This is a genomic window from Limnothrix sp. CMB-01 (genome assembly GCF_055193175.1).
Genome location: NZ_CM143720.1, coordinates 3472139 through 3484553 on the forward strand (window position 1 = coordinate 3472139; position 12415 = coordinate 3484553).

General features: G+C 56.8%; 11 protein-coding genes. 7 read left to right on the forward strand and 4 right to left on the reverse strand.

Annotated features, from left to right (window positions below):
- The first annotated feature begins 374 nt into the window (after window positions 1–374).
- From ACZA91_RS14360 to ACZA91_RS14370, 3 genes are all read left to right on the forward strand, one after another.
- Entirely contained in the window at window positions 375–641 is a 267-nt protein-coding gene (locus ACZA91_RS14360; protein WP_099533617.1) for a hypothetical protein, read from the forward strand.
- A 202-nt stretch (window positions 642–843) separates the two neighbouring features.
- Window positions 844–2250: a hypothetical protein gene (locus tag ACZA91_RS14365; RefSeq protein WP_190356131.1), complete on the forward strand. Its 1407-nt coding sequence runs from the start codon at window positions 844–846 to the stop codon at window positions 2248–2250.
- Between the two features lie 71 nt (window positions 2251–2321).
- On the forward strand, window positions 2322–3527 hold the full coding sequence (locus ACZA91_RS14370; RefSeq protein ID WP_099533619.1) for a vWA domain-containing protein: 1206 nt from the start codon (window positions 2322–2324) through the stop codon (window positions 3525–3527).
- Between the two features lie 205 nt (window positions 3528–3732).
- On the opposite strand, the gene ACZA91_RS14375 is transcribed toward ACZA91_RS14370, so the two are convergent.
- From ACZA91_RS14375 to ACZA91_RS14385, 3 genes are all read right to left on the reverse strand, one after another.
- Complete coding sequence (locus tag ACZA91_RS14375) at window positions 3733–4290, reverse strand: glutathione S-transferase family protein (protein WP_190356133.1); 558 nt, start codon at window positions 4288–4290, stop codon at window positions 3733–3735.
- Window positions 4291–4380: 90 nt separating this feature from the next.
- The gene (locus ACZA91_RS14380) at window positions 4381–4593 is read right to left on the reverse strand and encodes a hypothetical protein (RefSeq protein WP_099533621.1); all 213 of its coding nucleotides are present in this window, start codon (window positions 4591–4593) and stop codon (window positions 4381–4383) included.
- 333 nt (window positions 4594–4926) lie between these two features.
- Complete coding sequence (locus ACZA91_RS14385; RefSeq protein WP_190531232.1) at window positions 4927–5943, reverse strand: thioredoxin domain-containing protein; 1017 nt, start codon at window positions 5941–5943, stop codon at window positions 4927–4929.
- Window positions 5944–6085: 142 nt separating this feature from the next.
- Here ACZA91_RS14385 and leuB point away from each other — a divergent pair, with 142 nt between their 5' ends.
- Both leuB and ACZA91_RS14395 read left to right on the forward strand, forming a co-directional pair.
- A complete protein-coding gene (gene leuB, locus ACZA91_RS14390) occupies window positions 6086–7177 on the forward strand; it encodes a 3-isopropylmalate dehydrogenase (RefSeq protein WP_190527491.1) in 1092 nt (363 codons plus the stop codon).
- 175 nt (window positions 7178–7352) lie between these two features.
- On the forward strand, window positions 7353–8171 hold the full coding sequence (locus tag ACZA91_RS14395) for a TlyA family RNA methyltransferase (protein ID WP_463182947.1): 819 nt from the start codon (window positions 7353–7355) through the stop codon (window positions 8169–8171).
- Window positions 8172–8905: 734 nt separating this feature from the next.
- Here the strand turns inward: ACZA91_RS14395 and ACZA91_RS14400 are convergent.
- A complete protein-coding gene (locus ACZA91_RS14400; RefSeq protein WP_099533624.1) occupies window positions 8906–9289 on the reverse strand; it encodes a hypothetical protein in 384 nt (127 codons plus the stop codon).
- Window positions 9290–9643: 354 nt separating this feature from the next.
- Here ACZA91_RS14400 and ACZA91_RS14405 point away from each other — a divergent pair, with 354 nt between their 5' ends.
- Together ACZA91_RS14405 and ACZA91_RS14410 are read left to right on the forward strand one after the other, a co-directional pair.
- Window positions 9644–10903: an extracellular solute-binding protein gene (locus ACZA91_RS14405; protein WP_463182949.1), complete on the forward strand. Its 1260-nt coding sequence runs from the start codon at window positions 9644–9646 to the stop codon at window positions 10901–10903.
- 133 nt (window positions 10904–11036) lie between these two features.
- Window positions 11037–12410 (forward strand): hypothetical protein, encoded by a 1374-nt coding sequence (locus tag ACZA91_RS14410; protein WP_463182951.1) that lies wholly within the window; start codon window positions 11037–11039, stop codon window positions 12408–12410.
- Window positions 12411–12415 lie beyond the last annotated feature (5 nt).

A 12415-nucleotide genomic window follows, 5' to 3' on the forward strand; every position in this document is an offset into this window, starting at 1 on the left:
TTTCAACAATTGAATTATTCGCATTTAAGCATCAAATAAAATCAAATCAAATTGAAATTCACAAGAAATTATTCTTGATTTCCGGCTCGGATTGAATAATGAAAATTACAACAAAAAGAAAAATTAATTTGATTGGCAATTGGAATTGATTGAAATCTTCTGTAAAAAATTGTATTGCAAATGTTTAAAAATGAAATGATCTATTTTTAAGAGAATTGTTGCTAATTTTTAATTGCGTGTTTATACGGAATTATTCAGAAAAATGAAAAAATTAACATTAACTTCTCTCAAATTCCAATTAGCTTGAGGCACAATTCGTAGAGTCCAATTGGAAAGTCTGATCAACCCTCCAATTAAGCTGGAGATTGTGCAACATGTCAGTAGATTGGAAAGTGAACAGTGCAGACACCGCTGCTCAAGCAATGGGTGGTGAGGTTCTTGATCTCAGCAACGAATTTCGCGACGACTACCATGTCTTGGTCTACCGCTGTCCCGATGGGCGGGTGATTGTATTTGAAGATTGGTGGTTTCGCGTCAGTGAGTTTGCGAATGAGGAAACTTTCCAAAAGGCCCTTGCGGGGGGAAATGAAGATTACCCGTTTGATTTGGAATTAGCCAATAAGCAGATTCGTTTGGAGTAGATCAAGGCGATCGAGATAAGCAATGGGCTAATTCAAGGGTGATGACTAAATCTCGCAAGAATGCAGGTTAGCCACTCAAACAAGATTCCAATTGAGAACCCATCGACAGACTCCTTAGCCCCATTAGCTCGATCGACTCGATCGACCGAATCAGTTGCCTGGTATTTCCCTAGGGTTGCAGTGCTTTTTGGAGAAGTGATTTGTGAAGAATCAAAAGATTGTTGAAGCGATGCCTGGCTACCGCTGGGAAATTGATGGAGCCAATTTCGTTAAGGTCGTCTATCGCCAAGATTCAGATCTGGTTGTTTTTGCTGATCAGGGCATTTGCCACTATCGATTTGAGGACGATGGTGAGCGGTTGATGGAGTTTTTGGACGCACAATCGTTGGTGGATGTGGGCACGGTCACGGATGGTGGTTGGCTGGATGTCACGCCCAGTGTTGTGATTCCCTGGAGTTCGGCCACAGAAACAACCAACACAACAGCAGATTCTTCTACCTCAGCACCGTCCACCCCAGGAAAGGCCTACACCTTTCGGGTACTGAACAACGACGGCACTGAGTTTGGAAAAGGGTGCTTTACCCTAGGGGATGGCAGCGAGTCTTCGGTGGAATATCGCCGGGGCAGTGCGGAAACCTTGACGGCGTTTTGGTATCGCGACCCGATCGTCGGTGTGTTGGATCTCAGCGCTCTGTTGAGCTTGAGTTTCAGCGATCGGGCAGGCGAGCAACAGTTTCAGTTCAATGCCTGGGCCCAGCCAGACTTCGATCGGGGCTTGGTGGCCGGTGGTGCAACGCCGGATCAACTGGGTCATGTGTCTGCGCACCGGGGAGCGACGGAAGACGGAAGCTGTCAAGGACGCAAGTTGGAGTGGGTGGCGATCGGGCAACCCACGATCGAGGTCATCGAAGAAGATGGCGTGACGATCCCGCTGGTGGACTTGGTGGTGGCGATCGACTCCAGCGTTTCCATGAAGGACGAAGCGGTGGCGCTGGATGCGGCCGTTTCCGCCGCGATCGAGGCGGCTCGGGCCCATTGCCCCTCTGACTTGCGAGTGGTCTATCTGGGCATTGAAGGCACGTTCCGAGACACCCGTTTTAATCAATCCATTCGCAAATACCTGACCACAACGGCCAAAGCGGCGGAGGCCGAGTTGCGGGGTCGCCAACGCGGCACGGTGGCCGGCGGCGGGGCCCAAGAAGACGGCGCAAGGGCGATCGAGGATCTGAGTCGCCATTTTGACTGGCGGCCGGGGGCTGGGCGGGCCCTGTTCTTCCTGGGCGATGAGTCCTTGGATGGCGGGAACCAGGATGCCAAGCAAGATCAAGGAGACATCGAAGCCGCTAACCTCGCGATCGCGGTGGCCAAGGAAGCTGGCGTGCGGGTGCATACCTATCTTGGAACTTCCTCGGTGAAAGACAAAGTGCGCCGGGAAATTGAAGGGGAATACGCCAGGGTGGCTCGGGAAACGGGCGGTCAATCCTTCACCTCCCAGGATGCGCTGCGGGGCTTCCAAGCCCTGTTGCAAGACGTGATTTGCGGCAGCAAGCCCGCACCGCGCCGCATTGAACATCCCTTCTGTTGCTGCCAGGCCTACGTTGAATCCTAGGGGTTCACCAGTCAGCGGTCTGCCCAACGTTTCACGATCACCAAGCCCAAACCTCACAGGAATTTGCTGCTATGCCTCAGGTCACGAGTTTTGTTTTTCACACCTTGAATCCGGATGGTTCGGTTTATGGCCGGGGCTGTTTTGCCTATGAAGGGCCGCCGGACGGGGTTGATATTCAATACAACTTCGGCACGTCGGCCGGCGGAACGGCGAATAAGATGCTGTCGTTTTGGTATAGCGACCCGGTGACGGGCACGCTGGATATCAGCGCACTGATTAATTTCAACTGGACAAATGGTTGGCAGGGGGCCCACTATCGGTTTGATTTCAACCTCTGGAACCATCCCTACAACAGCCACGGCATGACCGCTGGCCAAGCCCAACCGAACCGCCTGGGCCCCATTTCCGGTCACCGGGGCAATGGGGATGTTTCAACCCAAAAGCGGCTGCAATGGCCCACTTTGGCTCCGGCCACCATGACCGGCCAGGGCGGCTCCGCCACGCCGGTTCCCGCACCGGCCCCCGTGCCAACGCCCTCGCCCACGGAGGTCTTGACGATTCCCAAGGTGGATCTGGTGGTGGTGATCGATTCCAGCGTGTCGATGAAGGATGAGGCGACGGCCCTGAGTGAGGCGGTGGGCGCGGCGATCGAGGCGGCCAAAACCAGTTGTCCTTCTGACTTGCGGGTGACCTATTTGGGAATTGAGGGGGTGTTTAAGGGAACGCGGTTCGATCGCACCGTGCGCAATTACCTAACGGAAACGGCCAAGGTGTCGGAATCGGTGCTGAAGGGCCGCAAGGTGGGCACGGTGGCCGGCGGCGGGGCCCAAGAGGACGGCGCAAGGGCGATCGAGGATGTGTCCCTGAATTTTGACTGGCGATCGGGCGCATCGCGGGCCGTCTTCTTCCTGGGCGATGAGTCCTTGGAAGGGGGCAACGAGAACGCCAAGCAGGATCAGGCAGACATCGAAGCCGCTAACCGGGCGATCGCCACGGCCAAGCAAACCAAGGTGAAAGTCCACACCTACTTGGGGACTTCCGGTGTGAAGGCCAGTGTGAAAAAAGAAATCGAGGGTGAATATGCCCGTGTGGCCAAGGAAACCGGCGGTCAGGGTTTCACCTCGCAAGATGCCCTGAGCGGTTTCACGGGGCTGCTGCAAAAGGTAATCTGCGGCAGCAAGACGGTGATTCCGGCCCCTGCGCCAACCCCCACGCCAACGCCTGCGCCGGCCGCGCAACCCTTCTGTTGCTGCCAGGCGTTTGTGGAAGGCAAGTAGTTCCTGTGGTGCTTGCGATTCCCGTTGCCACCCACCAGCGGGCGATCGGGGCGCGATCGAACTAATCCGTTCAGGTTGATGACGAATTGAGCACGAAGCATGGGGGCCGATCGGGCGATCGACCCCCACTTTCCTTTGCGTATTCGTTGGGATTTTTTTGTTGAGATCTGGAGGTTGATCCCGATCCCTGGGCTGGCCGCGCTGTCTAAGCTCGCGAGCCGATCGCCTTGTGGAAAGCTGGCCGCTCACTCAGTCGTTTCAGGTAAGCGCCCAGCGCTGGATAGGGCGACAGATCCATCTTCAGCATCATGGGGATGTAGGCCAAAATTGACCCCAGGGCCACATCTGCCACCCCGAAAGTTTCACCCGTGATATAGGACGACTGGCTCAACAGCTCGTTGATGCCGCCCAGCAAGCGCGGAGCTTCCCGATCGCGGTTGGCTTCCACAAAAATTCCGGTGGCAACGGTGGAATTGGCAAACAGCGTCCATTGTTGATCCACTGCTCGTTGCTCCGTGGATTTTTCGGGGCCGTACTTCGCATCCAAATAGAGCAAAATCGCACCGGATTCCCACAATTTGAAGTCGCCATCTTCAATGGCTGGCACTTTGCCAAAGGGGTTAATGTCCGTCAGCGGTGGTTGGCGGTGTTCGCCGGCCTGCATGTCCAGCAAAATGAACTCGTAGTCTAGGCCCAACTCTTCGAGATACCACTGCACGATCGAGGCCCGGCTGCGCGCACCGCCATAAAGCTTAATAGCCATCGAATTTCAGTCCCAGTTTTGATTAATTTGCTCAGACTGAAATTTTAATCATTAACGCAGGGCCCCAACCGAAACCCTTGCCCTCAAGGATTAGCGAGTGCCCGTGCCTTGGGTGCGGCTGGGGCCACCGTTGTCGGGAGGCGTGGGCTGGGCGGCTGAGGCGCTTTGGGGCGCAACGGCCGCCACCAGCGCGGCATCGATCGAATGGCCATCGATCGGTTGCATCACGGCGGCCGAACCCAGAATTACGCCCACGAGGGTCAAGCTTTGGCCAATGCGGGTGCAAGTTTGAAGCGCGGTCATGATTCAAGCCCCTGATGCGAGTCGTGAAGGTCAGCCAGGGTCGCGATTGGGTTGCGTCGCGCTCCTGATGACTCTTACTGTCGTGGGCGTTGCAAATCCGGAGGGGGGCAGCCGTGAAACTACGGAGGCTGGCCGATCGCCCGATCGCTGAAAGGCTGATCCTCTCGTTGGCGGTGGCGGCGATTCAGCGTCCAGTTTTGTAACTGGTTTTTAACCATCTCCGCTCTAGGAACCTCCCTTGGAACCGGGGCAGCCTGATATCCAGACCAACTCAAACAAAAGGGGCTGCCAGGGCGATCGCCTAGCAGCCCCCAGCCCCCGAACGGGGCCGGTTTAGAGAGAAGAGGGCGGAATCACCTGCAAGGCCGATCGCACCACATCCGGCGTTTGATCCAGCACCACCCCCAACAGGGCCCCGGTGGAGGTGCGGCTGATGATGGCATCGGCGGCTCCGCTGTTGTCCACATTGCCAGCGGTCACCGTCACATCGGCAATGGCGAAATCTGCCGCCAACAGCACCACATCTCCTTGGCTCACGCTGAGATCCGTAATTCGATCGACCGTTTGCACCCCGGCTCCGGCCACGGCTTCCTCAGCTCGCAGCACAAACAAATCTCGGCCCGCACCCCCCGTCAGCACATCCGTGCCAAAGTCGCCGGACAACACATCATCCCCATCACCACCCAAGAGAGTGTCGTTCTCCCGACCACCCCGCAGGATGTCATTGCCATCGCCGCCCACCAGGGAATCGTTGCCCCGGTTGCCGCTCAGCAGATCATTGCCCAAGCCGCCATCCAGCACATCATTATCAGCACCGCCATTGAGCACATCGTTGGCATCGTTGCCCAACAGCAGATCATTGCCCGCATTGCCAAACAACACATCCACATCGCTGGAACCAGTCACGGTGTCATTGCCCCCCAAGGCCCGCACCCCGCTGGGATATTCACTGAGACTGTTGACGGGGATAACGCGGTTATCGCTGTCGTTGGTCAAGTCCAGAAATTTGGGCCCCGCCAACAAGTTCACGCTGTTGCGGGTGAGGAAGCTGCGTACCTCGTTGCCGGATACTGCACCCACAAATTGATCCGTTGCGCGGCCGCTTTGCACCAAGCGCACATCAGGAGTCGATCGCACCCCCGCCTGTTGCACCAAGCCCACCTCCTGTTGGGTGTTCACCTTGGCCAAAACCACGTCGTAGTTTTTGACGATCTCTTCTAGCACCGGGCTGAGCTGTTGGCAGGCGCTGCAAGTGGGCGAGGAAAAGTACAGAACCACCGGCTTCTCGCTGGATTTGCTCACCACCTCGGTCTGAAAATTTTGGGCTGTGATATCAACTTTGGAACTCATGATTTAGACCTTTTATCTGGATAACCATCAATCATTTGTCTTCACGACTATGCCCTAAGTCGTCGGGAAAATCTCCCATGGAAAGGGCCGCCTCCCGTCCTATGATGAAATCCGTTCAACCCTTCCGACATTTGACCGACCCGTGACCCAGACCTATCGCATTGCGCTGCTGCCCGGTGATGGCATTGGCCCCGAAATTACCCGCGTTGCTGTTCAGGTGCTCGAAACCGTCGCCCAAAAGATTGGCGTGACCTTTGAATTCACCGAAGCGCCGATCGGGGGCTGCGCGATCGACCAAACCGGCGAACCCCTGCCCGCCAGCACCCTGGAAATTTGCCGCAACAGTGACTCGGTGCTGCTAGCGGCGATCGGCGGCTACAAGTGGGACAGCTTGCCCAATGCCCAACGGCCCGAGCGCGGCCTGCTGGGTCTGCGGGCCGGTCTGGGTCTGTTTGCCAATCTGCGGCCGGCAACGATTTTGCCCCAGTTGGTGGATGCCTCGACCCTCAAGCGGGAAGTCGTCGAAGGTACGGACATCATGGTGGTGCGCGAGCTGACCGGTGGGATTTACTTTGGGCAACCGCGCGGCATCTTTGAGGGCGAAAACGGCGAAAAGCGCGGCGTAAACACGATGGTGTACTCCGAAGGCGAGGTCGATCGAATCGCCCGTGTGGCCTTTGAAACCGCCAAGCGTCGGGGCAGCAAGCTTTGCTCGGTGGATAAGTCGAACGTGTTGGAAGTGTCGCAACTGTGGCGCGATCGGGTGACGGCCGTGGCTGCGGACTATCCCGATGTGGAGTTGTCTCATCTCTATGTGGACAATGCGGCCATGCAGTTAGTTCGCGCCCCGAAACAGTTCGATACGATCGTCACGGGCAACCTGTTTGGCGACATTCTTTCGGATGCGGCGGCGATGTTGACCGGCAGTATCGGCATGTTGCCCTCGGCCAGCTTGGGCGAACCGGGCAAACCGGGCGTGTTTGAGCCGGTGCATGGTTCCGCGCCGGACATTGCGGGCCAAGACAAGGCGAATCCGTTGGCCCATGTGTTGAGCGCGGCGATGATGTTGCGCTATGGGTTGGATCTGCCGGAGGGCGCTGACCGGATTGAAAAGGCGGTGAATGAAGTGCTTGATCGGGGTTTCCGCACGGGCGACATCATGTCCGAAGGCAAAACCCTGGTGGGTTGCACGGCCATGGGTGAGGCCCTGATCGCGGTGTTGAACGAGGCGTAGGCACATCGAACCGGAGGGCGCATCGGGCGTATCGAACCGGAGGGCGTATCGGGCGTATCGAACCGGAGGGTGCACGGCAGTGCGCCCCTACAGACCGGAAATATTGGGTAGGGGCGCACCGCTGTGCGCCCAAATCCAGGATCTTGGCAAAAATCCCTTAATTTCGGTTGATTGGGTGGCAAAAACGGGCAAACAACGATTAGATGCGCTGTTGGTGAGTCGCGGGTTGTGCGAGTCGCGCCAGTTGGCCCAGCGTTGGATTCGGGCCGGCGAAGTGCGGGTCGATCGCGCCTGCATCGACAAGCCTGGAACCCTGATCGCCGAAGATGCCGAAATTGAAGTGGCGGCCCGATCGCGCTTTGTGTCCCGGGGTGGCGAGAAGTTGATCCACGCCCTGGAGGCCTTCCCGATCGATCCCACGGGTCGAGTTTGCTTGGATGGCGGCATTTCCACGGGCGGCTTCACCGATTGCCTGTTGCAGGCGGGTGCGGCCAAGGTCTATGGCGTGGATGTGGGCTATGGGCAGGTGGCCTGGAGCCTGCGCCAGGATCCGCGTGTGGTGTTGCGCGAACGCACGAATTTGCGCCACCTGACCCCGGCGGAGCTGTACGGCCCCGATGATCCGATCCCCGATTTGGGTGTGGCGGATGTGTCGTTTATTTCCCTGACGAAGGTGTTGCCGGCCCTGTGGGCGCTGTTGCAACCGCCGCGCGAGGTGATTTTGCTGGTGAAACCGCAATTTGAAGTAGGGCGCGATCGCCTGGGCAAAAACGGCGTGGTCAGGAATCCGCGCGATCGGGCGGAGGCGATCGCCACGGTTTGGCAAGGGGCTGAGGCGATCGGTTGGCACTACGGCGGCCTGGCGCGATCGCCCATTACGGGGCCGGCGGGCAATGTGGAATTTTTGCTGTGGTTGCGTGACGCGGAAATTGCGGGGCGATCGGCTCCCGATTTGGCGGAATTTTTGGCCGTGGTGCAAATGGCCGACAACTGAGCCAACAACTAAGCCAAAACTAATCAAATCAAGTTAGATCAAGAATTCTGGCCCAAAATTTTGGCCGAGAGTCCGGATCGGGATGCACCGCTGTGCGCCCTGATCCATCATCCCGTCCCATCATTTTGGACTGAGCAACAACGCTGATTGTTCAAGGTTTTGCAGGACTTTGCAGGGCTGTTCAGGGCTTTCAGGGGGCGATCGATCACAACCAGAGCGCCCCTGAATCGGTCATTGGCATCACATCCCCCCTTTGAGCCAGAGGGTAAGCAGCCACATAATACTTTGTAAAGTCTTCCTACCGATTTGCTAAGGAAGTCAGAGGGTGATTACGAATTCTGGAGTAACCACTGAGCTTGAAGGTTCCAGAATTGAATATTGCGTACCGATCGTGATCGATCAGCCCTGGTAGGCTCTGTAATTGCTGAGGCCTGATGCGTAAAGCATGGGCAATGGTTGGGGATCTTTAACAGAATTACTTCCACGCGATCCGCTGATCCCACAAAATTCAGAGAAATTCCTTCAAGAAACCTTACAAGGATCTGATCAAATTTTTGATCACAAACTAACAGCAGTAGTCTCAAAGTTGCCCCTCTGGGAGATGAGAAAGGCATGATGAAGGTGACCCAAATCCGAACCGTCATCGGCGAATGACTGCCAATTTCAGACTTGCCTACAATCGGATTGAGGTCAAGGCAAAGGGTCGATCGACTCGTTGCTTGGAGGCATCCAAGTTAATGGATCCGTCGCGAAAGGAGTTGTTCCTCTAAGTCGGCAATCCGATTGTAGGCAGCAGTTAATTGAGCCATTAACCGTTGCACTTGAATTTCCGGCGTGAGTTCCTTGTCGCCCGCGCGATCGCTCGGTTCCCGATAGCTATCATCGATCAGAATATCTTTATATTCAGCATTCAGATCAGCCATGGAATGGAGGATAGGGCTGGGGGAATCAACCAAGGCTGCACCCCGTTGAAGAATCTGAGCCATTGGTTCATGTAAGGACGATGACTCTTCGGAAGAAACACGACTTGCTAAGCGTCCCAAGAGTGTTTCAATCGACTGATGTAGCGCATCGAGCTTGTGGTTGAGGAGTGTAATTTGATCTTGCAATGGTTCCATAGGAGGTCAGCGCATGGTTTTAGATTGCACTGGCGGAGGCTTGTGTTTTTATCGTAAATAACCCATCCTCAAAAGTTCAGCAATCGCTGAATCATTTAACGATTATCCGCATGGTAGATTGTGCAGGATATTGTTGTTTTGGAAAGTGTTTCGCATTTTTCCAAAGAATGATCTTTTAGAAAAAGATGCACAAAAAACTTGTCAAAACTTTATAAAACTTCAAATATCGAGAGTTGATCGCTAAAATGACCTGGCAAAACACTGCGCAATGAATGCGCGATGAATGCGCCATTAACGGACAAGCGACGCGCAAGTCGCATCAATTTCGCATCAATTAAGGCAATCTAGGCGGCCATGGCTTTGCAAAATCCCGAGGCAAGGGCGGAGTTGAAGGGGAATCGATCGCCCGGAATGGCGGTGGATCTGGAGCCTCGGTGGGGGCGGCGGCAGTGGTTGCTCGGCACGGGGGCGATCGCGGCGGGCCTGTTGCTGGGGGGCTGTGGGCGGCGCAATCCCAATGATTTGACCGTGCTGGCGATCGAAAATACGGTTCCTGCCCAACTGCTCCAAGCCTTTCAGCGGCTGGCGAATGCGCAGGGAGCTACCCGAGGCATTCACCTGACTTTGCTGGATCAGGCGGAATTGTTGATGCAACAGTTGCAAGACTGGCAGCGGGATCCGGCGGGAACCACCATTGGCCAAGGTGATTGGCGATCGTGGATTCCGTTTTTGCGGCCGGCAGGGGCGGGGCCGGTGGGGTTAACGGGACTGCTGGGCCATGAATGGCTGGCGGGGGCAGTGCGGCGCGGTTGGATCCAACCCTGGCCCGATCGCCCGTCGGAGGTAACTTTGGGCGATCGCTGGCAGTCCGTCACCCAACTCAATCGCCAAGGATTGCCCGATCGCGCCGGATCCCTGTGGGGAATTCCCTACCGTTGGGGAACGACGGTGTTGGTTTACCGGCCCGATCGGTTTGCGGCCTTGGGATGGGAACCGCGCGATTGGGCGGACTTGTGGCGGCCGGAGCTGCGGGGCAAGGTGGTGCTGCTCGATCGGCCTCGGGAGGTGATTGGTCTGGCTCTGAAGCGATTGGGGCGATCGTATAACGAAGCTCAACCCCAGTCCGTAACCGGCTTGACCGCTGCTTTGGCGGCCCTCAATCAACAGGCCCTGATCTATGCCACTCAGGATTATTTGCAACCGTTGCTGTTGGGGGATGCTTGGGTGGCGGTGGGTTGGTCCCATGAGGTGGTGACGGCCCTGGCTCGCCAACGGAGTTTGCGGGCGGTGGTTCCCCAGTCGGGCACAGCCCTTTGGGCGGATTTGTGGGTGCGGCCGGTTCATGCGGCTCCGGAATCGCTGGATTTGGCGACCCTGTGGGCCAGTCTTGCTTGGCGATCGGACATTGCCCAAGGGTTGGCCGGGTGGTTGGATGCGGCTCCGGCTCCTTGGCTGGAGGGCGATCGCACGGCTATGACAGCCAGCGTTCAGCGGGATGTGTTGCTGCCGACACCTGAGCAGCTCGATCGCTGCGAACTGTTGCAACCGTTGCCGGCTGAGTCGCTACGGCAATATCAAGACCTGTGGGTGGCAATGCGTCGATCAGGTGCGTAAGCAACCCCATGTTTAGCCCAGATATTCAGCCCAGCGGCCCGAACCGGTTGGGATCGGCTCAGGCCCAAGCTCAAACCCAGGGGTCTTCCCTATACTGAGAACAGCACTGAGCAAAACCGCAAAAGACCCAGATATGGCTGCTGCGCCCGCGATCGAATCTGGCTTGTTAGAAGCCGTTGAGCAACTGAACTACCGTGTCACCGTGGCCGATGTGGCTGCCCAAGCAGGTTTGGATTTAAACCTGGCGGAACGGGGACTGATGGTGTTGGCGACTTCGGCCGGCGGTAACCTGCAGGTGGCCGAGTCCGGTGACGTGGTTTACGTCTTTTCCCGCGACTTTCGCGACATCCTGCGCAACAAGTACTGGCAACTCCAACTTCAGGAAACCTGGGCCAAGATTTGGAAAGTCCTGTTTTACCTGATTCGGCTGTCCGTTGGCATTGTGCTGTTGCTGTTAATTGTGGCAGTGGTGGCGGCGATCGTGGTGGCTTTGGTGGCCCTCAGCAGCTCTCGGGACAGCGATAGTGATAGTGGTGGTGGCGGCGATTCGCGAGGCTCTGGCTCCAGCTCGGGCAGTTGGAATATTGGTTTCCCGATCGGGGGCGGCTACTACGGCTGGTCTGACTGGACTTGGATCTGGTGGCTCGACTACGACAACTACGCTTACCAACGGCGACGGGAAAAGCCCGATCTCAACTTTTTAGAGGCGATCTATTCCTTTCTGTTTGGGGATGGCAACCCGAATTTGTATTTGGAAAAGGAACGTTGGCAACTGATTGCCCAAGTGATTCGCCAAAACCAAGGGGCGGTGGTGGTGGAACAGGTGGCCCCCTATCTGGAACTGCCCGATCGGGCAATGCCCAAGGCCCAAGACCTGGACGAAGATTGGATGTTGCCAGTTTTGGTGCGGTTTAATGGCCATCCCCAGGTGACCGATCGCGGCGAAATTATCTATCAGTTCCCCGACTTGCAAACCACCGTGCAGGATTTGGCCGATCTGCCCGAAACCCTGCCGCGATTCCAGTCGGAGCGTATCTATAACTTCAGTCGCGCCAGCTCGGGGCAACGGGCCGGGGCGATCGCCCTCGGGGTGGCGCTGTTGGTGTTGTCCTTGGTGTTAGGGGGGCTGATTGCGGCGGGGGATGCGGCAACCTTTGGCAAGGCCTATGGGTTCTTGCGCTTTACCTGCCTGCTGGGATTGGGCTACAGCGGCGCATTTTTGAGCATTCCGGCGGTTCGCTGGTGGGTGATTTCGGGGCGCAATCGGGCGATCGAGCGGCGCAACCAGCAGCGCAGTGCCCTGGCGGATTTGGTGACCCATCCCGATCCAGACTTGGCTCACAAGCTGGCTGCCCGACAACAACTGACCCAAGCCCGCAACCAAATCACCGATCGGGATTTGACCTACACCACAGAAATGGACGTGACGGAGCAAGAAGCCCTGAACCCGGAAGCGGTCGATCGGGCCTGGCAACAGCGGCTGAACTCCGCTGGCTCTGCGGACTAGGCAGG